Raw genomic sequence first — 18,380 nt, forward strand, 5'->3', positions numbered from 1 at the left:
ACGCAGCACCGCGAGCGACGCTTGGAGGTCGGCGAGGACCGGGTCAAGGCCGGCGACCTGATCGGGCAGGCGGCGATACCACGGCTCCTCATCCGGACCGGCCTGGCGCCGAGCACCGACGGCCAACCGCTGGCGACACCCAGGCGTCCGCTCGATGAGGTTTTCATCATCAAAGACAGAACGACCATTGACCGACGGGTAGGGACTTTCGCCTCTCAATGGCAGGCGATCAGGCCGATAGCGTTGCTGGTTGACTGCGAATTACAGGAGCGGACATGAGCGAACACCTTCATTCATCACCCTCAATCGTGGTCGGCATCGATGGATCACGATCCGCGGTCGATGCCGCTCTGTGGGCGGTTGACGAGGCGGTCAGCCGGGATATCCCGCTCCGGCTGGTTTACGCCATCGACCCCGACGCCGCCGCCGACACCAGTCCGCAGGCCTGCGCGCGCGACTTGGCCGCCGCTGAGACTGCCGTGCGGTGCGCATTCATCGCCGTCGAGTCGACAGACAGACCCGTCAAAATCGAAGTCGAGATAGTCCAGAACCGACCGGTGCAGGCACTGCGCGAGGCGTCCAGATCGGCGGCGATGCTCTGCGTCGGCTCCATGGGTTTTCGGTACAGCCAGCAGGGTCGCATCGGCTCGACAGCCGCGGCGGTGGCCGCCACCGCGCTTTGTCCTGTGGCGGTGATCCGCGGTCACGACCCCCTACATATGACGCAGCGCTGGATCGTCGCTGAGGTTGACGAGGCGCTGGCAGGCGACGGTCCGCTGCTTCGCGGATTGGATGAGGCGCGGCTGCGCGGTGCGCCTCTGCGCGCGCTGTTGACCTGGCAATCGCGGTTTACGGATGTCCACGACAGCAACGCCGTCGCCGATGGCAACCGGATCGCAAAAGCGCAGCTCGGCCGCCGGCTGGCAACGTGCAAAAAGCGCTATCCCGATCTTGACGTCCGTGCGGCGACAGTGCATGGAACCATCGCCAACTATCTGGCCCGACACGCAGCTTCGATCCAGCTGCTGGTGGTCGGCCACGAGCGTGCCCACGGAATCAGCGAACTGGTCGGGCCGCCCGGCAGTGCCGCTCTACGCGACGGCCGCTGTTCGCTATTGATCTGCGAATCGCCAAAGCTATTGTGAACAAAGCATCTATCGCGCCCCTAGCGTTGGAGGGCTTCTCATGGTGAAGGTCTTTCTGGTCGACGATCACGAGGTGGTCCGCCGGGGACTTATCGATCTCCTGAGCGCCGATCCCGAGCTCGAGGTTGTCGGAGAGGCCGGTTCTGTGGCGCAAGCGATGGCACGGATACCCGCCCTTCAACCCGAGGTCGCCGTCCTCGACGTCCGGTTACCGGACGGCAACGGAATCGAGCTCTGCCGAGATCTACTCTCTCGGCTGCCGAATTTGCATTGTCTGATGCTCACATCATTCACTTCAGACGAAGCGATGCTGGACGCAATTCTCGCCGGCGCAAGCGGGTATGTCGTCAAAGACATCAAGGGCATGGAGCTGGCCCAGGCCATCAAAGATGTCGGGGCGGGCCGTTCGCTGCTCGACAACCGGGCGGCGGCAGCATTGATGGCCAAGCTGCGCGGCGCCGCGGAGCAGTCCGATCCGCTGTCTGGACTCAGCGATCAGGAACGCGTCCTGCTGGGCCTTCTCGGGGAGGGCTTGACGAATAAGCAGATCGCCGCGCGGATGTTCCTCGCGGAGAAGACGGTCAAGAACTACGTGTCCCGGCTCTTGGCCAAGTTGGGCATGGAACGCCGTACCCAAGCGGCGGTGTTCGTGTCCAAGCTTGACCAGTCCCACCGCCGCGAGCAATGATCCCGCCTGCGTATCACACCGGCCGCGTCACCATCACCGGCATCCGGGCCGATTCCACAACTGCGCTGCTGACCGAACCGAGCAGCATCCCGGCGAATCCGCCCCGGCCGTGACTGCCGACAACCGTCAACTGCGCGGACTCCGACTGTTCGAGCAGCTGGTGCGCCGGACGGTCGCACACGACAACCCGCCGCACATCAACGTCTGGATAGCGCTCCTGCCACCCCGCCAACCGCGCTGCGAGCGTTTCGTTTGCCTGCTCTTCGAATTCCGACCGCTTGAGGCCGGGCAACTCGTAAGCGCTGAAATCGCTCCACGCATGGACCGCGATCAGCTGGACGCCGCGGCGTGACGCCTCGTCGATAGCGATCGCGGTAGCGGACTCCGATGCGGGTGAGCCATCGATTCCCACTACAACAGGCGCCTCATAGGGGTGAGGCATCAGCGGGTCTTCATCATGAATGATTACGACAGGGCAGCGCGCATGGCGGACCAGCCCGGCGCTGACGGGTCCCACCAGGCGCCTACCGATGACACCGCGTCCGCGGCAGCCCACGACTACCAGTTCCGCCGCTTTGGAGAGATCAACGAGGGTTGAAAGGATATTGCCGGTGTATATTTCGCCGCTGACCTCGGCACTGTCGGGTTTCGTCGCAGCCTCGGCGGTTTGACGTGCGGCCGAAAGGAACTGCCGACCGTCACGCTGCCGCAATTCTTGAAGTTCATCAAGGACGTGCACTTCCGGCGACATCCAGTCATGGAACGGCGGGACGACATGGACGAGAGTCAGTGGGACAGCACGCATGGCGGCTTCCCGGGCGGCCCAGTCGACAGCCACTTTCGATGGTGCGGAACCGTCAACACCGACGATAACCCCTTGTTGCGTCCGTGAGGTGGGCATTCGGTCGCTCCTTAATCGAGCTGGCAAAACGAGGATGAGCGCTGCGGGTATCAGGTATCGGGAAGCCGACGGCAGCGGTTCATGGTCAGTGGAATCAAACGCGTGGTAACGGTGGCTTTTTCAGCTGGGCTCCGATCGACCGCCGACGAACTCGGAGATCTCGGCCTGGTCGTGTTCCGGATAGCTGCCACACAAAACCGAAACGATGCGTGAGAGCTTGTGGTCTGCTGGGCGGTCCGCTTTCCTGTCAAGGACCGGCATTTCACGTCCGGGCAAATCGGTCATGATCGGCTCTCAATCCTTTTCGCAACGGTCCACGAATCAGCCTCGCGATGGTGATCCAGCAACACGCAACGACGCACATTTAGCTGAATCGCGAACCATCCACCCATTCAACGACATCCGATAATCCCCTGCGAGGAGTCGCCGGCAATGGATCTGCGTTGACTGGTGCCCACCCGATGCGAAGCATGATTTGTGGGTAGGCCTCGGCCCCAAACACGTCCTTCGCCACCCGGGCCCGGGTGTCAGGGATCTCCAGCGGCTCGGTGATCGGGCAGCTCGCCAGACCCAGCGCCGTCGCGGTCAGAAGCACCACGCTGGCGGCCTCGCCCGCCCGCAGTCGTGCCGACTTGTCGTCAGCAGCGGTGCCCAGCGCGACGACCACGGCATTATCTCGAGGTGATTTCCCATCCGGTGTCTCAGCCAGTACCCCACCAGCGAACGCCCGAGCCGGTACCTCGGCTCCTGAGTCGCTTCCAGGGGTATTGCGCGCAGGCACGCCTGCGGTCGACCCGTAACGTCCGCTCCAGGCGGCAAGTTCCGTCAAGTAGTCATGATCGCTACGGTGACGCCAGGCGGCCTCGGCGATCAGGCGCTTGAGATCGTCCAGCGCGTCGATGCGGCGCAACATGACATCCGCGCGGGCTGCCCGTGTCGCCATCAAGGCGATATCGGCGTGCGGCACTGGCCATGAACTGTAGCGACGGCGGTCGGTACATCGCCGCGGGATGGCAGCTGCCAATGCTATGTCGGCTTTGTCGACCGGATAATGTGGATGGAGCTCGACAGCGGCTACGTGAGTCGGTTCGGCGGGGTTGGGGAACCTGTGAATCGTCGATTGCCAGCCGAGCGCAGCCATCGCGACCGCGCAATGGTGAAGCGTTGCGCCACAGCTCAACATCAGATCACGAGCGTCTGGATCCGTGTGGCGTAGATGCAATTCGAGGTTGGCATACAAGTGAAGGGTGTTGTCCCCGATTCTCCATAGCCAAGGCTGGGAGTTGTGCACCGAGGGCGCACGGACGGCCAGCAGCAAGGCCGACCGAATCGGTTCAATATCGAGAGAGTGTCCGCTCATGGGCGTTGATTCAGGACTGCCGCGCCACGATCACCGGTACGCGCGCCGCGTGCGCCACCATCGAACTCACCGAACCCAGCAGGAGCCCGGCGAATCCGCCGCGTCCGTGGCTTCCCACCACCAGGAGCTGGGCGGCCTTGGATTCCTCGAGCAGCCGTCGAACCGGATTGTTTTGACCGACAATGCGGCGCACGACGACATCAGGGTACCGCTCGGACCAACCCGAAAGACGTTGGGCAAGTTCCTCGTCAGCTTTGTTCGTCAAGTCGTCCCGCGCCACTTCGATCGAGAAGTCGGCGCTATTCATCCAGGTGTGAATGGCGAGCAGTTCGACACCGCGACGAGACGCCTCGTCGAAGGCGATTTCCGTCGCCGGCTCCGATGCGCGTGAGCCGTCGATGCCGACAACGACAGGCGCAGTGGCGTGATGAACCGCATCAGGGTTCTCGTTGTGGATGACAGCGACGGGACAGTGCGCGTGATGGACCAGGCCCGAACTGACCGAGCCCAACAGGAGTCCCTGGACACCGCCCAGGCCGCTGCACCCCGCAACGATCATGTCAGCGTCCTTGGAAAGATCGACAAGAGTAGGCACGGCTTTTCCGGAGACGACGCAATGGTCTATCCGTACTTGGTGCATGTCGGCGATGGCATCAGACGCCCGTTGCGATGCCTCGGTGGCAATCTGCTCCCCTCTGCGCTCACGCTCTACCCAGTATTCCGGGGGCACCGGAAAATCGACCCACGGACCGATGTCCATCGTCGGCAGAACATGAACGACAGTCAAAGTCACACGGCGCGACGCCGCCTCGCGTGCCGCCCAATCCGTCGCAGCTCGGGAAGCCGGCGAGCCGTCGACTCCAACGACTATGCCGTGAAGTTTGGATTCCGAAGACTTTGATACAGAGGCCATCTCACTCTCCTAGTCTGCGTTTCGCGCGGCAGGTTTGATCGACAAAACGACAATAAGCTCACCACTGACGGGTCTCCCGGAGCCGATAGTCATCATGGGAGGGGCCAAAGGACCTCTACTGGCGCGGTTACCGGCAGGTCAGCTCGGGCGCTGACCCCATGGTGCGTCAGTGGCCTTATCGGGGAGGCTCCACTCGCCGTCAATGACGACTACGGCGATCCCCGTCGGATTAGGGCCGCGCCGGTTACCACCGGCAACAGTTCCCGGGACCAATGACCCTGCCCAACCTCGCCGCAAACCACATACGTTTCGGTTCAGAGCAAACGGCGTCGGGCCGCTCGTGCGATCACGGGTAGTAGAGCGATGGACTGGTCGACAGCTGCCGTCCTGATGCGATCGTTTTTGCTCTGATGGCAGTTCTCACCACCGATATTGCGGCCCGGGCCCCAAGGTAGCCAAGGGGCGCCGGTTCGAAGGAGTACAAAATGTCCAAGCCCATAAACGAGTACGGAATTCTCGTTGGTGTCGACGGATCCCCCGAGTCAGACCTGGCGGTTCAGTGGGCGGCGCATGAAGCAGTCATGCGCAAGTTAGCCGTCACGTTGATGCATGTCATCGCCCCGGTCGTCGTCAGTTGGCCGATCGAATACCTAGAGGCCAGCTACCACGAGTGGCAAGAGGAAAACGCAAGGGACGTCATCAAACAGGCGACGAAGAATCTGAATGCCGCAGCCGACGAGGGCGAACTCCCCTCCGTGCGGACCGAGGTGCAGCATGACGGCATCGCGACGGCGCTCGTAGGGTCCACCCGGAAGGCGCACATGATCGTCGTGGGAAGCCGAGGCCTAGGTCCTGTCGGTGGCGCCCTGCTGGGATCAGTCAGCCGCGGGTTATTGCATTACGCCCGCTGCCCGGTAGCCGTCATCCACGCGCGCGGCATCAATACCCTTGACGGCGCGGCACCAGTCGTTCTCGGAATCGACGGATCGCCCGCATCCGAGTCGGCAACCGCCTTGGCCTTCGACGAAGCATCACGACGGGGAGTGGATCTCGTGGCGATTCATGCGTGGAGCGACGTCGGGCTCTTTCCGATTCTCGGTATGGACTGGCACAGGTATGAAGAGGAAGGACACGCATTGCTCGCCGAACGCCTCGCAGGCTGGCAAGAGCAATACCCCGACGTTCACGTGCACCGACGAATCGTCTGCGACGGACCGGCGCGATGGCTACTCGATGAGTCACGACGGGCTCAACTGGTCGTCGTCGGAAGCCGCGGACGCGGCCGACTCTCACGCACGCTTCTGGGTTCGGTCAGCACCACCGTCGCCGAATCCGCCAAATCACCCGTGATCGTAGTTCGCAGCTAACGCGTTCACCGTGCCGCCGCCTTCGGTGGAGGTGTTCGAAGTTGTTGGCGACCGCTACTGCGTCTTCAAGGTGCTCGCCGTCACGCATATCAGACAGGCGTTATCGCGGCGCCTATGCCGGGACAAACCCGAAGAAGCTCCGCCCCAACAGCACCCGACGTGCTGCGGATATCCACAGAATGCGTCCTGCCGCCCCACGTTAAGGCCACAGGGTCCCTTGCTCGAAGGCTGAGAGCTTACTCCGATTGCACAGCCGCAATGCGGATGAATTGGACCGAACATGACTTTGTTCCGGCCGACATTTGGTTCAATAACGTTATGCATCAAGCGCGTTACGGTGCTCCTCCCTCGCTGAGGAACGACTCGAACTCGACAATTATCACTAGGCCTTGGAAAAGGTCAGTATCCGCGTCTTACCACTAGTTGGTGGCTGAAACCGGCGCGGTGATCATCCCTAATCCGCTGGCAGCTGGGCTTTCCCCATCAAGCGCGACGCGCCCTCAATGATCCTCATTAATCCCGACATTCTGGACGCCCCGCGAACAACGAAAAACCCCGTCATCGCAAGGCCGGCCTTCAGCAATCCGCCGGGTAAAGTAGGTGTTGCGGTCAATCACCGTCCCGTACAACGGAGTTCCTCTCGCAACCAGCGGTCACCCCTTCTGCATCGACATGTCGCAACCCAAATCATGAGCGACCACGGCCGGTCCGGCTCCCGACTCTCCGCCGCACTCGCGCCGGTGAAGCGGTCGCAGTCGCCGATCTCGACCGCCGGCGCGAACCCGGTCAACGTCGAGATGCCGCGCAGACATGCCAGCCCGTCGCCTCGGCGGGCTGAACTCGCGGTCAGCGGCCAGCCCGGTGATCTTCTCATCGAGGCGGGCCCGCCGCGCGGTTGCCAGCACCACCGCCTCGTAGGAATCCACGAACGCGGACTGTGTGGGGCGGCGTCGAATCGCTGGTGGTGCAGCCACCGGTCATGGCGTTGGGTCCACGCCTTGCCGTCGTAGTAGACGATGCCGTGACGCCGCAACAATTTCGACAACCGATGTCGGGCCCGCTCAAATCCGCTCGGGCGGCCTCGCGGGTGCGGAGCAGATCCCGGGGCAGCCTCCTCGGCCGCACTCGGAATGCGCACCGGCACAACCTCGTCCAACCGCAACAACCCCGCCAAAATCCAGGGCGTCGCGCGCATCGGTTTTCATCCGATCACCAGCCGGGCGAAGTAGCTTGGATGACGCCGCGACCTCGCGTCGCAGCCCCGCCGCCGACAACGCCCGCGCCAACCCGAAACCCGTCGGACCGGCGTCGTAGGCCACCGCACACGGGCTCGGCAGCTTGCCCACCCACTCGATGACCTCCGCATGCGACGGCGTCAATCGCGCCCGAAACACCTCGTCGCTTCGCCCATCGATCGCCGCCGCGACAACCGAACGCGCGTGCACATCCAGGCCAACACTGGCAAACACCCGGGCCGCCTTCACTCCTGTCGGAAGGCCGAGCACGGAACCGCGCCCGGCAACCACGAGATTGCGTGAGCAAGGCCCCGGCCAGCAACTACTCCACTCCGCGAGTAGTCACCACATACGGTCTAAACGCCACGGTGTCGGTGCCGGTTCAACCGGCGCATCCCGCTGCACTGGCTGCCCTATTGGAACCCGAGGCGGCACAACCAGGTGGTGTGGATCGAGTGGGCATCGTTCAAGGTGAGGGCCAGGAGCAAGTATGAGACCGGTTTTCTACGTGCGCGCATCCAAGGCGGCACAACCACCTAGTACGGGCCGTACCGCACGCGGCTGGCTGGCGTGGCTCTATCTGACCACCCCGGTCCTGGAGTCGGTGCGCCGTGTCGACTAACCGGAGGTCGGGGCCGGCTTCCGGCCAGCAGGTGGTCGACAACTGCGGCCAGCCCCAATGTGATCAAGGCCAACGCCACGTCACTCTGATGTGGAAGCCCGGGCGCACTGTTGATCGTCATGGTTCGAGAGGTGAGCCAGGGACAGCGCGGGGCCGGTTTCCTTCGAACGAAATGAGAAACCATGGTTAACCCATTGATACGCGCCATCGAGCTCGCGGTCTCCATACCGTTTCGGGCCTTGGCCGCGATCCGCGCCGTCAAGACCTACGGGCATGACCCCTACGATGACTGGTTCGACCACGACGAGGATCGCTGAGCCCCATGAGCCCGGAGAACCTGGACCAGACACAGACACCGCCCGAGCGCGTCGACGTGCTCACCAACGACATCGCCGAGCGGGTGGCCCAACTGGTTTCCATCAGCTGGAAAGACGGCATTCGTGAGGGCCTGGATCGTGCCGCTCAGATCGCCGACACTGTGGCGAAGGCCTCCGAAGTGAATGGCAGCACGTGGGGCGTCGGGATCGCCGAGTTCATCCGAGACGAACTCCGGCTGGAGGCCCTGCAGACGTGAGCGAGTCGATCCGCGTTGTTGTCGGCGCTTCGGTCGCCGTCCTCGTCGGCGGTCTTCTCTTCTAAATGCTGCTGCGCGCCATACGCAGCGATCGGCAGCAATGCACCGACCTGCCTGCTGACGACGATATGTCCGCCACGGAACGGGGCCGCTGCATGGAGTGCAGCCAATAGCGCAACCTCACACAACTCGTGTTGACCGGTGGTGTGTGCTTCGGCTGTCACTCCCGGCTTCGCCACGGCCACCGCCACTGCACCATCCCCGACTCTTACGACGCAGAAAAGTGAGTCGCTATGTGGGGACGTTGCCACCCATCCGATCAGTGATCCCAAGCTAAGTCCCTCGTCGGGCATCAAGCCTGCCTGGGAAGGTGGCGGTCACACCCCGCGCGCGCAACACAGCGGTCCCGCGGTCCCCAAGCGTCTAGCCACGATATGACCGAAGCCACTCATCGCTGCCGAGCAGAGCCTGTCGTTCGGGTCGCCCGACGAAGCGCGGGGTCTGTCCAGTACTACTGCGGGGCACCCGTGACTGCGCTCATCGAAAGTCCTCAGGTGTGCTCGTTGAAATTCCTCACCTGTGAGCAGTGGTCAGTGTAGTGGTTGGCGGGTTCCGGTGGCGGCTCGGCGGAGGGTGTCGGCGGCGGCGTGGTGGTCGCGGAGTCGGTAGGACTCGCCGTCGAGGTTGATGACCACGGAGCGATGCAGGAGTCGGTCGAGCATGGCGGCGGCCACAGTGGCGTCACCGAGGATGTCGCCCCAGGCTCCGACGCCACGGTTGGTGGTCATCACGATCGAGGTCTTCAAATAGCGTTGGGACACAACCTGAAACAACGCCGAAGCAGCCTCAGCAGGCAGGGGCAGATATCCAAGCTCATCAATCACCAGGAGTGTGGGGCCGGCGTAGAACCGCATGGTGGTGGCCCAGCGACCCTCGATCGCGGCGCGGTGGCAGCGGGCAGCCAGGTCGGCAGCGGTGGTGAAGTAGGTGCGATATCCGGCATGGGCTGCTGCCCTTGCCAATCCGACCGATAAGTGAGTCTTGCCAGTCCCCGGCGGCCCGATGAGCAAAATGTTGGTCGCCGACTCGAGGTAGTGGCAGGTGCCCAGCTCATCGATCAAGGCGCGGTCGATACCGGCGGCTGCATCGACATCGAAATCGGCCAGAGTGGCCGGGGTGGGTAGGCAGGCGAACCGCAGTCGGCCGGCCAGCCGGCGGGCGGTGCTGGCGTCGACCTCGACAGCCAACAGCCGCTCCAACGCCACCGTCAGCGACAGCCCCTCGGCGGTGGCCTGGTCCAGCACGGCGGGCAGGGCTTCGGCAGCGGCGGCGAGTTTGAGCTCGCTCAGGTGGGAGCGCAGTTGCTGATAGCGGCTCGCTGCAGCCGATGGTGCCTCGTTCTCAGCGGGGCGGGTGGTGGTTTTCGGAGTGCGGGTCGTGGGCGTCATTGCAAGGTCCTTTTCTGGGCGGCCCGCTCGTAGACGGACAAGTCGATGACAGTGGAATCGAGTGACGGAGTTGAGGATTGAGATTCAGGTCGCGGGTTGCCACGTAGCGTGAGTAGTTGTACTGCAGCAGCTTTGGCCGTCGGACCGGGTGGGATACGTTCCTTGCGGCGGTGCGGCCGCGCGGTCGATGCGGTGGCCATCGCCACAGCATCCAAGGCGATGACATGACCGGTGTCGCGGACCATCACCCCCAACCCGTCGGCGGCCATGCGGTGGCGGGCGACCACGATGCCGCTCGTGGTGGCGATGTCGAGGTATTCACCGCCGACCGGGTGGCTGACCGTGACTTGGGCGGCGGCCAACTCTGGTGGCACCGAGTAGCGGTTGCCGCGGTAGGACACCAGCGCTTGCCGCGAGGCGGTACGGGTCTCGGACACGATGACCGGATACGGCGCCGCTGGCAGAGGGCCGAGCGGCTCAGACTTGGCGACGACCGCGACCGAGGACCGGCCGTTAGCGGTGGCGCGGATACGGGTGTCGCCGCGTACGCGGGCGAAGCGGTCCATACTGGCCTGGGCCGCCTCGACGGTCACGTCGTCGGCCAGGGTGCGCCACCAGCGTTGCGCGGCGGTGTGGTTGACCTTCTCCACCACACCCTTGCGGTTGCCGCGCCGCGGCGGGCAGATCGCCACCGAGACGCCATAGTGCTTGGCCACCCCGGCGAACGACGCAGTCACCCGACCACTGCCGGGATCACACACCGTGGCCATCCGATCGAAACGCCACACCCTGCTCACCCCTCCCAGGCCGCGCACGATGCGGTCGATCGCGGCGACCAGATGAGGCTGATCGGCCGAGGGCGACAACACCGCCCGCCACTTCCCGGAATGCGCCAACGACCCCACCAACAGCAAGGCCTTCTTGCCCCAGCCCCACGATGCCGGCGGATCGGGCAATTCCAGCCAGTCCCACTGGGTTTCATCCCCTGGCGGATGCGCGATCACCGCGTTCGGACGCTCAGTGGCGGTCCGGCAAGCCTCACACACCGGGCGCAGATTCCGAGCACGGATGTTACGGGTCAAACTCGGATACGACAGGTCGAAGCCGAGCTCCTCCAACTCGTCGAACAGGGTGCGGGCCCACAGGTGCGGGTCCTCAATCAGCCGGGCGGTGATGTAGTCGACGAACGGGTCGAACGGATCCGGACCCGGCCGTGCCCGCTCTCCAGGCTTGCCGTCGCCGGCCAGATACTTGCGGACCGTCTTACGGTCGAAGCCGGTGTGGCGAGCGATCGCTGAGATCGTCCAACCACGTTTGCGTAGATGGTGTACTTCCATGTCGTCCTCCCATGTGAGCATGAGAAAGCGGGCCTCCTTCAACGGAGCTACTGGCGTCAGACACCAGCAGCATCGAGGGAGGCCCGCCCTTCTCGGCGGAGCCACACGGGCGGGGAATTTCGATGAGCGTCAATGGGGAAATTCAGCGAGCGCGGTCACCCGCGCAGTCGGGTCTGCTGACGACTAGGTGACAGTTTCGGTCGCGCGGCCTGACTGGCCGGTGTGGTCATGATGGCTTCGAAGTCGACGGGCTGCCGTCCTCGACTACGCCCGCCCTGGCGACACCAGCGTGGTCGTCGGCATGGACGGGCTGGGCCGCAACGCCGCCGAGATCATGCTGACCATCCGTGACCTCGGCCAGCGCGAGATAGTGCTGCGCTCGCTGGCATCGATATATCCAACGCCACCGGGCGCATGGTCGCGGGCGTGCTGGCCAGCCTCGCCGAGCTGGAGCTGGAGCTGTTATCGCGAGCGGCGCTGTACCGCACCCGGGCCGAGAAGGGCTGACCGCCCGATGATTCGTCAGCGCTGGACCGGAGCCAACGACGACACCGAGGTGTAGAGCGAAGTGGTGGACGCGTAGGAGTGCCCGAGTTACTGGTGGACGAACAACGGGTCGTAGCCTGCCTCGAGCAGATGCGCCGGACCGCGACATCGCCTCCGCCGCGAAGACCGTGCACATTGGCGCGCAACCGCGCCGGCAGAACCGATCGATTTGGTGACTGCTGCGCGGCGTGAACTGTGCGCCGACACTATCCGGCAATGACATCACGGTCCGGCTTCGCCGAACGGCACGCCATCCTCACCCGCCTTTTGCGAACCCTTTTTTGCCGGAGGCCTTCTTGCCCGACGCCTTCGTGGGCGCCTTCGCTGCCGCCTTCTTGCCCGACGCCTTCGTGGGCGCCTTCGCTGCCGCCTTCTTGCCCGACGCCTTCGTGGGCGCCTTCGCTGCCGCCTTCTTGCCCGACGCCTTCGTGGGCGCCTTCGCTGCCGCCTTCTTGCCCGACGCCTTCGTGGGCGCCTTCGCTGCCGCCTTCTTGCCCGACGCCTTCGTGGGCGCCTTCGCTGCCGCCTTCTTGCCCGACGCCTTCGTGGGCGCCTTCGCCGCCGCCTTCTTGCCCGACGCCTTCGTGGGCGCCTTCGCCGCCGCCTTCCTGCGGGCGGGTGCCTCCGCACGCCCCCGAGCCGCAATCTGCGTCCGGACCTGCCCCCGCCACGCGTACAGCTGCTCGAGGAGCTGCCGGCGCGCCTCCTCGGTCAACCCAGCAGCCGCCGCCTTGAGCCCTGCCTCGTGCTTCTGCACGTAACCAGTCAGCTGCGCCCGCAGCCCGCCCACGTCGGAGCGGCCAGCGGCGACGGCTTGCAACTCGAGGCGGATCGCTTCGAGATCCGTCTCAGCCTGCGCAAGGGGCTCGACCCGACCGGAGTCCTCGGCGTCGGGCCCCGTCGTCACGGCGTGACCGCCGATCCTACCGCGCCGCCGCCGCCGCCCAGCCCGCCGACCGCCGGACTTGCCGCCCCACCGAGGCCGCCACCCAGCCCCTCGAGCAGCCGGATGAGCGCGTCGATAAGGTTCTGCAGCAGCCCAGCGAGGGCCCCGCCCAGGTCGAAGCCGTCGAGCAGCCCGGCCACAGCACACAGGAGATTGCCCAGCAGGTTGCCGGGACCCGGTATCGCGGTGATGTCCAGAATGACCTGGTTGAGCTGCACCCGAAGGCCAAGCAAGTTCAGATCGAGCGGACCGAGCTCGAGATGCAGGATCGGGCAAACCTCGGGTGGAGTAGTCATAGCGCACCTCACGATCGATAATTGACGCCCTGGAAAGGCCTCATCACCAGTCTCGGCTCGTTGCGCCTCCTTGGCAATATCTGTGCCGAGGGATAACCGGTCGGCGGCGAAGTGTCCGCGACCGGTCGTCGCTACGTTGCTGATACGTGCCGCGACGGTCGAGCGCGCAAAAGAGCTGGCGGCGCTTTACGGAGAACTCGGCATCGACGTCACCGTTCTCACTGCGCACGGTATGACTTCCCAGCAACGAGCATCGACGGTCGCCAAGTTACGGGCAGGCGAAATTGGCGCCGTAGCCGTCGGCGACATGCTAGGGAAAGGCTTCGACCTCCCACGACTACGTGTAGCGGTGTACCACGACAAGCACAAACCGACAACGGCCATTGTGCGGCTGATCGGGCGGCTCGCACGGGTAGATCTGGCGTTCCCACAGGACTCGGTCATTGTCAGTCCGCGAGACGTTGACATCTATCCACAGCTCCATGGAGTCGTCCGGCGGCTGTGTGAGGAGGATGCCATCGCGGCTTGCGGCAGCCGGGTCCGTCGACGCGGATGCGTGCAGACTAACCACATCATGCGCGGTTGAGCGCGGACCCGCCGAGTTCGTCAGTCCCACGCGCTGCGATCACCCGCCCTGGGCGCCCGGGAGTGCCGCTTCTGGATCTGCTTTGTGCTCAGCTCACTGGTGGACACTGCGCGGACCGCCGTACGTAGATGCCGAGGAGTGGCCGTTCGTCGTCGCGTCGCCAGACGAGCGCGAGCGGGGCGAGTAGCTAGGCCGGTGATCGAGCGGAGGGCAGCGCCCTCACGGGCGATAGGTGGAGCCTCGCCGGCTTGTGGCCGAAGGGTCGGCCTGGCGCGATGAAGATGATCAACGCGGAATTGCACTGGGACCGCCATCTATGTGAACGCAACCGGTGGTTGACGGGATGCCATGTTGCTCAACCCGTTTTGCGGAATTCATTGAGTACGGTGGCGGCGGTTACGCGGCAACTCCTTGAACTCCTTGGTGGGTGACCTCGCGAGAACGGCCTGAGAAAAGGACGCTGCAGCGCGCTCAGCTGGACGCTAAGCGGGCGACGCCGACGCAGTAATGCGCCAGCACCCGCACCGAGGTGGCGATCTCCGCCAGGGCGGTATGGGTGTCGGCGGAAAAGATCTCCAGCAGATAGCCGTGCTCGGCGTCGCTGACCCCCGTAGCCAGCACCGCGCGGTACCCCAGTTGGTCCAGCAGCGCGGTCTCGGCTGGGTCGGAACCCTCGAGGTCGACCGCGGCGATGAAAGAGGACCCGGTGGCGATCGCCCGGGCGGTCATCGGGTAGTGGCTCAGCGGATACCTCTCGGGGGCAGCGTCGGCGCTAAGCACCCATAGCCCCGACACCGAGTCGCGGGCGCTGTCGACGCCATGGTAGGTAACCAGGCTCCCCTCGTCCGCAGCGGTTACCGATACCGCCCAGCCGGCCGTGTCGATCGCGTTCTGCGCTTGGACCGCAAGGATTTCCAAGGCCGCCAGCGTTGACAGGGGGCGGTGTGCGTCGACGAGTTCGGTCACCCGGGGCACCAGAGTGTCGGTGGTCCGCCGATGCGCGCCCGACCGGCGGTCCAGGCTGCCCGGCACGACGTGGACGGTGGCGACGCCGGCGCTGAACCGGCCCGGGCCCAGGGCCTTCGCGTGCCGCAACGCCGCGTCGGCGGCGGCCATCAACGCCTGCCCCGAACGGACCTGCGGACCCGATTCGGCGGCACCCCACGCCACCGTGACGTGCGGGCCGAGGCCCGCACCGATGGTACGGCTGGCGGTATGTGCCAGGTGTTCGGCGTCGACCAGCGTCCCGTGGGGAAGCAGCACGCAGAACTCGTCGCCGCCCAGGCGCGCCGCGATCGCCTGATCGAAGGCGGCCGTCGATTCGCGCAGCACCGCGGCGACCCCGCGCAGCACGGCATCACCGGCCGGATGCCCGTCACGGTCGTTGATGTCCTTGAGACCATCGAGATCACCTATCAGCAGAGTAGGAAGGTACTTGTGCCAATCGATCTCGGTAAACCGCTCGTCGAGCGCGCGGCGGTTGGCCAGGTCGGTGAGGGGATCCTGATAGGCGTGTCGCCAGATTGTGGTGAAGAGTTCCTCGCGGCTGACGGCGACCGCGGTGTAGGCGGCGATCGCCTGCAACAGCTGAACATCGTCATGGCCGAAGCGCCGGCCCGCGACGCCGGTGGCCCGGATCTCCCCCCACATGGTGTCGTCGAACATCACCGGCACGGCGACTTCGCTCTCCTTACCCGCCCGGCGAAGGTAGTCCAAGTCGGCAGGGGTGATCGCCGGATCGTCGATGGAGTGCACGTAGGGCCGCCCGTGCTGCAGCAGGCCGACGACGTACGGATCGTCGGTGACCGGATAGATGTCCTGGTCGGGCCAGCGCTGGTCGCCCGGCTGCAGTTCCCCAACGTTGATCAACGTGCGCAGGGTGTCGTTGTCGCGCTCCCACCGGCTGACTGACAACGACGAGGCACCCAGCGCGGCCAGCGCCTGCTCGGCGACGACTTCGAGGACCTCGTCGAAGTAGTTGGCGCCCAATATTGCATTCGAGAGCCGCAGCATCGTGCGCAGGACCGTACGATCCTCGGGCACCGCGATGTCGATGGGGGCACCAGCGCCGTGGGGCACGCGGACCGAGTGGCGGCCGGCACCAGGATGGTGGCTCACACCCCGCTCCAGCACACACCACACCCCCATCTCGGGGCGCCCCGGATCCCCATGCACGACGCCACGGTGCACCTACCGCAGCTAACCGCAGTTTACGTTCGGGTATTGCCATCGGCACGCGTTTGTCAGAAGCTAAAGATGCGTCAATTTGTGACTACAACAATTTGTGAATTTTTTTAGCGTGCAGCATGTTCAGCCGGTCACAGAAGTCGGTGACAGGAAACATCCGACCGCTGCGTCCCTCCCGTCAATCAGCATCCTCGATCGCCGCAGGCTCTACTTCCCGACCATATCTTGTGCGGGCAGCTCGACCCCAGCTACCACCACAGCGGCGACGACTCTGTCGGCTCGGTCACCGGCCGTTCGGCCTCTAGAAGACGTCGCCGGCCAGATTTGGTCGCCTCACGCAGAATGAACCGAGCGCCGACCTCGTCGACAGTCGCGCGGTGAGACAGTAGAGCTGCCGCGCGTTGGCGATCCGTCGGTGCCGGCTGGCCGCCCTTCGATCACTATCGACGCTTCTATCCTCGCTCGACGGTGGCGCAGTTGGGCACTCGGAAGGTACGGCTCTGGACGGACATCTTCGAGTCTCGGTCTCACGTCATATGCGACATTGGGATGCACGAAGAATGGGAACGCGACATTTCAATTGGGAACCGACAGGTCAATTGGGAACCGACAGGTGTCCCTCGTCGTCATCATCGTCTGTAGGTTCTCAAACCCTCTGTCCAATAGCAGGTCTCTGAACTGGTCACATCCCGAGTTTCTCACCTGGCGTCCACTAACATTGTCTCACTGTCGTGTCCAATTTCAGATCGATGTTCTGCACCCTTCACAGCCTTCTCGGGTAACACGCTAACCGCCTTTCCGTGTGTCGGGCTGGGTACCTGCTCTCGTCACGTGCCTAAGGTCCGCCCGCGCCCGTCCTGGCCACTCGCATCAGTAACGCTGGCACTCGAATTCGTATGCCTTGCTGGTTCCGACATGGCCGTGATGATCGGCCAAATTTACTCTGTTTAATCATGACTCGACCGTTAACTGCCCTGCGACCGGCTGTCATCATCGCCGATCACCGCCCTAACCTCCGACGGTTCCCCACTCATCCAGGTACAAGGCATCAGCGATCAGGACTTCGCCCGCGCATAACCACCACAACGCAGGACCGCAAGACTACGGCGCATTCAGGTCCACCCTCCAAAAGCCGCACGGGCGGCCTTTCGATTAACAAGAACGGGATGCAACTCCGGCCAGGGCCACCGCGGAGAGCCCGACCCCACCGCAAGTCCACTACTGAGAACGTACTGGCCTAGCACTCTGTCGGCGAGAATGGCGATGGCGAAATACCGGTTGCGCTGTTGATGACTGACACCGATTTGCTTCTGTGGTCGTGGTGGGTGTTCCGTTGTGGCCACCGCGCCGAACGGCTTCAGTTATCTAGTTGGGCCAAGGCGTTTTTGAGCCGGTGGCGCTGTCGGGCGTCAGGTCGAGCAGGGGCTCCCGGCAGGAGCCGACGGGTTCGCCGCGGAGCCGCAGGCCGGTCGAGACAGTATGTACCGCAATGCCGTTGACTTCGACCTGGGCATGCTCCAACGATGCAGTGGTCACGACCGTTCCTAAACTTGTCGTGGCCTGATGCGATCACCTTGTCAGGCCACGGACACCCGGAGCGTCTGGAAGCCTCGCAGAACGTCGTTCAGGATCGGCTGCGCCTCCAGGATTGTAAAGCGTCGAATTCGCTTTGCCAGCGCGGTGAACAAGGCCGGTATTTCGATGCGGGCCAGGTTCATCCCGACACAGGCATGCGGACCGGCGCCGAAACCGAGATGATCGCCCGACCTTCGGCGGACGTCGAAACGGTCCGGATCGGGTGCGCTCGTCACGGTGGCGGCACCGTAGAAAGGTTTGCACGTGAATGTGGCGAGCACGCAAGCGGTCCGGTCCAGGCCTTCCTGACGGTAAATCCGCGAATACGTGAATGCTGTCCGATTCCGGGCGATTTCGGCGGCGCCCCGTCCATCGCCTGCGTGGATTGTCGCTGTCGCCATTGCTACGGCCGCAGATGCAGCGGTGGTCAAGAAACGAAAGGCATTGATAGGTGGGGTTTACGATGCCGCACCAGAAGTGCGGGCTCGTCGGCAAGTATTGCTAGACAACCAGTTTCAGGGCACTATGTTGCATTTAGGCAAAGTTGCTTATAGGCAACATCAACTGGAAGGCGAACCAGTGAAAATCGATCCACCGACGTGCACGTGGCCCCGGAGCACTGGTCAGCCACGGCATGATTCGCATCCAGGGCGG

General features: G+C 64.2%; 20 protein-coding genes and 1 pseudogene. 8 read left to right on the top strand and 13 right to left on the bottom strand.

Features of this window, described 5'->3' with window-relative positions:
• Positions 1-275: 275 nt before the first annotated feature.
• Together ACVWWN_RS24205 and dosR are read left to right on the top strand one after the other, a co-directional pair.
• Positions 276-1,145: a universal stress protein gene (locus ACVWWN_RS24205; protein ID WP_457146115.1), complete on the top strand. Its 870-nt coding sequence runs from the start codon at positions 276-278 to the stop codon at positions 1,143-1,145.
• A gap of 40 nt (positions 1,146-1,185) precedes the next feature.
• A complete protein-coding gene (gene dosR / locus ACVWWN_RS24210) occupies positions 1,186-1,833 on the top strand; it encodes a hypoxia response regulator transcription factor DosR/DevR (protein WP_457146116.1) in 648 nt (215 codons plus the stop codon).
• A 13-nt stretch (positions 1,834-1,846) separates the two neighbouring features.
• On the opposite strand, the gene ACVWWN_RS24215 is transcribed toward dosR, so the two are convergent.
• The 4 genes from ACVWWN_RS24215 to ACVWWN_RS24230 all read right to left on the bottom strand — a co-directional run bounded on the left by ACVWWN_RS24215 (position 1,847) and on the right by ACVWWN_RS24230 (position 5,007).
• The gene (locus tag ACVWWN_RS24215; RefSeq protein ID WP_457146117.1) at positions 1,847-2,734 is read right to left on the bottom strand and encodes a universal stress protein; all 888 of its coding nucleotides are present in this window, start codon (positions 2,732-2,734) and stop codon (positions 1,847-1,849) included.
• A 120-nt stretch (positions 2,735-2,854) separates the two neighbouring features.
• Positions 2,855-3,019 (bottom strand): hypothetical protein, encoded by a 165-nt coding sequence (locus ACVWWN_RS24220; protein WP_457146118.1) that lies wholly within the window; start codon positions 3,017-3,019, stop codon positions 2,855-2,857.
• Between the two features lie 79 nt (positions 3,020-3,098).
• Positions 3,099-4,094 carry an Acg family FMN-binding oxidoreductase gene (locus ACVWWN_RS24225; RefSeq protein WP_457146119.1) on the bottom strand — a complete coding sequence of 332 codons (996 nt, stop codon included), beginning with the start codon at positions 4,092-4,094 and terminating at the stop codon, positions 3,099-3,101.
• Between the two features lie 10 nt (positions 4,095-4,104).
• On the bottom strand, positions 4,105-5,007 hold the full coding sequence (locus tag ACVWWN_RS24230) for a universal stress protein (protein WP_457146120.1): 903 nt from the start codon (positions 5,005-5,007) through the stop codon (positions 4,105-4,107).
• Positions 5,008-5,492: 485 nt separating this feature from the next.
• Between ACVWWN_RS24230 and ACVWWN_RS24235 the strand changes: the two genes are divergently transcribed.
• Complete coding sequence (locus ACVWWN_RS24235) at positions 5,493-6,374, top strand: universal stress protein (protein WP_457146121.1); 882 nt, start codon at positions 5,493-5,495, stop codon at positions 6,372-6,374.
• 653 nt (positions 6,375-7,027) lie between these two features.
• On the opposite strand, the gene ACVWWN_RS24240 is transcribed toward ACVWWN_RS24235, so the two are convergent.
• Together ACVWWN_RS24240 and ACVWWN_RS24245 are read right to left on the bottom strand one after the other, a co-directional pair.
• Positions 7,028-7,300, bottom strand: coding sequence for a hypothetical protein (locus ACVWWN_RS24240; RefSeq protein WP_457146122.1), 273 nt, complete (start codon positions 7,298-7,300; stop codon positions 7,028-7,030).
• A 135-nt stretch (positions 7,301-7,435) separates the two neighbouring features.
• Entirely contained in the window at positions 7,436-7,843 is a 408-nt protein-coding gene (locus tag ACVWWN_RS24245; protein ID WP_457146123.1) for a hypothetical protein, read from the bottom strand.
• Between the two features lie 256 nt (positions 7,844-8,099).
• On the opposite strand from ACVWWN_RS24245, the gene ACVWWN_RS24250 reads away from it, so the two are divergent.
• From ACVWWN_RS24250 to ACVWWN_RS24260, 3 genes are all read left to right on the top strand, one after another.
• Positions 8,100-8,231 (top strand): hypothetical protein, encoded by a 132-nt coding sequence (locus ACVWWN_RS24250; protein ID WP_457146124.1) that lies wholly within the window; start codon positions 8,100-8,102, stop codon positions 8,229-8,231.
• A 182-nt stretch (positions 8,232-8,413) separates the two neighbouring features.
• Positions 8,414-8,548 (top strand): hypothetical protein, encoded by a 135-nt coding sequence (locus ACVWWN_RS24255; protein ID WP_457146125.1) that lies wholly within the window; start codon positions 8,414-8,416, stop codon positions 8,546-8,548.
• Positions 8,549-8,553: 5 nt separating this feature from the next.
• Positions 8,554-8,805 (top strand): hypothetical protein, encoded by a 252-nt coding sequence (locus ACVWWN_RS24260; RefSeq protein ID WP_457146126.1) that lies wholly within the window; start codon positions 8,554-8,556, stop codon positions 8,803-8,805.
• A 590-nt stretch (positions 8,806-9,395) separates the two neighbouring features.
• Here the strand turns inward: ACVWWN_RS24260 and istB are convergent.
• Positions 9,396-10,253 (bottom strand): IS21-like element helper ATPase IstB, encoded by an 858-nt coding sequence (gene istB, locus ACVWWN_RS24265; RefSeq protein ID WP_457144319.1) that lies wholly within the window; start codon positions 10,251-10,253, stop codon positions 9,396-9,398.
• The gene (locus ACVWWN_RS24270) at positions 10,250-11,611 is read right to left on the bottom strand and encodes an IS21/IS408/IS1162 family transposase (protein WP_457146127.1); all 1,362 of its coding nucleotides are present in this window, start codon (positions 11,609-11,611) and stop codon (positions 10,250-10,252) included. The genes istB and ACVWWN_RS24270 overlap by 4 nt, the downstream gene beginning before the upstream one ends.
• A 229-nt stretch (positions 11,612-11,840) precedes the next feature.
• On the opposite strand from ACVWWN_RS24270, the pseudogene ACVWWN_RS24275 reads away from it, so the two are divergent.
• Positions 11,841-12,095, top strand: a pseudogene (locus ACVWWN_RS24275) (recombinase family protein); the annotation flags it as partial.
• Positions 12,096-12,392: 297 nt separating this feature from the next.
• Here ACVWWN_RS24275 and ACVWWN_RS24280 read toward each other — a convergent pair.
• Complete coding sequence (locus tag ACVWWN_RS24280; protein WP_457146128.1) at positions 12,393-13,043, bottom strand: hypothetical protein; 651 nt, start codon at positions 13,041-13,043, stop codon at positions 12,393-12,395.
• Positions 13,040-13,378 carry a hypothetical protein gene (locus ACVWWN_RS24285; RefSeq protein ID WP_457146129.1) on the bottom strand — a complete coding sequence of 113 codons (339 nt, stop codon included), beginning with the start codon at positions 13,376-13,378 and terminating at the stop codon, positions 13,040-13,042. Before ACVWWN_RS24285 ends, ACVWWN_RS24280 begins: the two co-directional genes overlap by 4 nt.
• Before the next feature lie 82 nt (positions 13,379-13,460).
• Here ACVWWN_RS24285 and ACVWWN_RS24290 point away from each other — a divergent pair, with 82 nt between their 5' ends.
• A complete protein-coding gene (locus tag ACVWWN_RS24290) occupies positions 13,461-13,964 on the top strand; it encodes a helicase-related protein (protein WP_457146130.1) in 504 nt (167 codons plus the stop codon).
• A gap of 471 nt (positions 13,965-14,435) precedes the next feature.
• Here ACVWWN_RS24290 and ACVWWN_RS24295 read toward each other — a convergent pair whose 3' ends face one another.
• The 3 genes from ACVWWN_RS24295 to ACVWWN_RS24305 all read right to left on the bottom strand — a co-directional run bounded on the left by ACVWWN_RS24295 (position 14,436) and on the right by ACVWWN_RS24305 (position 17,962).
• A complete protein-coding gene (locus tag ACVWWN_RS24295; protein WP_457146131.1) occupies positions 14,436-16,139 on the bottom strand; it encodes a diguanylate cyclase domain-containing protein in 1,704 nt (567 codons plus the stop codon).
• Positions 16,140-17,516: 1,377 nt separating this feature from the next.
• Entirely contained in the window at positions 17,517-17,687 is a 171-nt protein-coding gene (locus ACVWWN_RS24300) for a hypothetical protein (protein ID WP_457146132.1), read from the bottom strand.
• A 41-nt stretch (positions 17,688-17,728) separates the two neighbouring features.
• A complete protein-coding gene (locus ACVWWN_RS24305; RefSeq protein WP_457146133.1) occupies positions 17,729-17,962 on the bottom strand; it encodes a cytochrome P450 in 234 nt (77 codons plus the stop codon).
• Positions 17,963-18,380: the final 418 nt, after the last annotated feature.

Source organism: Mycobacterium sp. URHB0021, from assembly GCF_054057895.1.

Bases quoted from the DNA above. Each gene is read 5' to 3' on its own strand.
- ACVWWN_RS24220 (WP_457146118.1), bottom strand. From the start codon at position 3,019: ATGACCGATTTGCCCGGACGTGAAATGCCGGTCCTTGACAGGAAAGCG.
- ACVWWN_RS24250 (WP_457146124.1), top strand. From the start codon at position 8,100: ATGAGACCGGTTTTCTACGTGCGCGCATCCAAGGCGGCACAACCACCT.
- istB (WP_457144319.1), bottom strand. From the start codon at position 10,253: ATGACGCCCACGACCCGCACTCCGAAAACCACCACCCGCCCCGCTGAG.
- ACVWWN_RS24260 (WP_457146126.1), top strand. From the start codon at position 8,554: ATGAGCCCGGAGAACCTGGACCAGACACAGACACCGCCCGAGCGCGTC.
- ACVWWN_RS24205 (WP_457146115.1), top strand. From the start codon at position 276: ATGAGCGAACACCTTCATTCATCACCCTCAATCGTGGTCGGCATCGAT.
- ACVWWN_RS24235 (WP_457146121.1), top strand. From the start codon at position 5,493: ATGTCCAAGCCCATAAACGAGTACGGAATTCTCGTTGGTGTCGACGGA.
- dosR (WP_457146116.1), top strand. From the start codon at position 1,186: ATGGTGAAGGTCTTTCTGGTCGACGATCACGAGGTGGTCCGCCGGGGA.
- ACVWWN_RS24230 (WP_457146120.1), bottom strand. From the start codon at position 5,007: ATGGCCTCTGTATCAAAGTCTTCGGAATCCAAACTTCACGGCATAGTC.
- ACVWWN_RS24255 (WP_457146125.1), top strand. From the start codon at position 8,414: ATGGTTAACCCATTGATACGCGCCATCGAGCTCGCGGTCTCCATACCG.
- ACVWWN_RS24225 (WP_457146119.1), bottom strand. From the start codon at position 4,094: ATGAGCGGACACTCTCTCGATATTGAACCGATTCGGTCGGCCTTGCTG.
- ACVWWN_RS24285 (WP_457146129.1), bottom strand. From the start codon at position 13,378: ATGACTACTCCACCCGAGGTTTGCCCGATCCTGCATCTCGAGCTCGGT.
- ACVWWN_RS24215 (WP_457146117.1), bottom strand. From the start codon at position 2,734: ATGCCCACCTCACGGACGCAACAAGGGGTTATCGTCGGTGTTGACGGT.
- ACVWWN_RS24270 (WP_457146127.1), bottom strand. From the start codon at position 11,611: ATGCTCACATGGGAGGACGACATGGAAGTACACCATCTACGCAAACGT.